Here is a 1199-nt window from a genome sequence, read left to right on the forward strand (position 1 = left end):
GGAGACTGCGGGCGGGGCCCCACGGAGACTGCGGGCGCGGCCCCACGAGGGCTGCGGGGCGCTCAAGCGGGTCGGGCGGTGCCGGTGCCCTTCTCCGCGTCGAGGGCGTACACGCAGCGGTCCTTGCTGCACGCGTACACCACCCCGCTCCGCACCACCGGCGACCCGGTGATCTCCCCACCCGTGGCCAGCTTCCACCGCAGCCGGCCGTCGTCGGCCTTGAGCGTGTAGAGCAGGTGGTCGGTGGAGCCGAAGTGGATCCGCCCCTCGGCCACCGCCGGCGCGCCCACGATGTCGCCGCCCGCCTGGAACCGCCACTTGGGCGTGCCGGTGACCGCGTCCAGCGTGTACAGCCCCTTGCCGCTGGCGACGTGGATGTGCCCCGCCGCGACCAGCACCGGCTCGACGGAGGACCGCGCCTCGGTGGCGATCCGCCACCGGTCCCGGCCGTCCGCCGCGTCGAGCGCGTACACCGTGCCGAGGTAGTCGGCGAGGTACACGCCGCCGCCCGTGACGGCGGCCCCCGGCACGTACGCGGGCGGGCTCAGGAAGACCGCCGGCGCCTCGAAGTGCCAGTGCACATGGCCGCTCGCCACATTGATCGCCAGCACCCGCGTGCCGGCGGACACATACACGCACCCGTCGGATGCGTGGCTCAGCCGCAACGGGACGCCCCCGCAGGAGGCCGCGTCGCCGATCGGGTACGACCACCGCTCCTCGCCCGTGCGCACGTCCAGCGCCCGCAGCCGGGCGTCCTGCCAGACGAACGCGGTGCCGTCGTGCAGCGCAGGCCCGGCCTCCGGGGTCTCGAAGTCGGTCTGCGCACCGCTCAGTTGCCACAGCCGACGGCCGGTGGAGGCCTCCCACGCCTGTACCCCGCCGCCGCGCGTGCCGGTGAGCACGTGGCCGCGGTCGGCCTGGAGCGAGTACACCCAGGCGTCAGCCGACAGCCGCCACAGGTCGGAGCCGTCGCGGGCGTCGAGCGCGAACAGGGTGGGCCCGTCCGAGGCGTGGATCCGCCGGTCGGAGACCTTCATCGACCAGGCGACGTCACGGGTCTTGAAGCGGCGCCGGCCGGTCTGCACGTCCAGCGCGTGCACCTCGAAGGAGGTGACGTAGACCAGGTCGTCGGCGACCTCGGGAGTGCCCCAGACGTCGTTGGACATCCGGAAGCGCCACGGCCGCCAGCCGCCCCGGCC

General features: G+C 74.6%; 1 protein-coding gene. It reads right to left on the bottom strand.

Going from position 1 to position 1199, the window contains the following annotated elements:
- Positions 1–62: 62 nt before the first annotated feature.
- A partial coding sequence (locus HW445_RS31745; protein WP_180224221.1) for a PQQ-binding-like beta-propeller repeat protein occupies positions 63–1199 on the bottom strand: 1137 nt, incomplete at its 5' end.

Source organism: Streptomyces sp. UH6, from assembly GCF_013421635.1.
Taxonomy (GTDB): Bacteria; Actinomycetota; Actinomycetes; order Streptomycetales; family Streptomycetaceae; genus Streptomyces; species Streptomyces abyssomicinicus.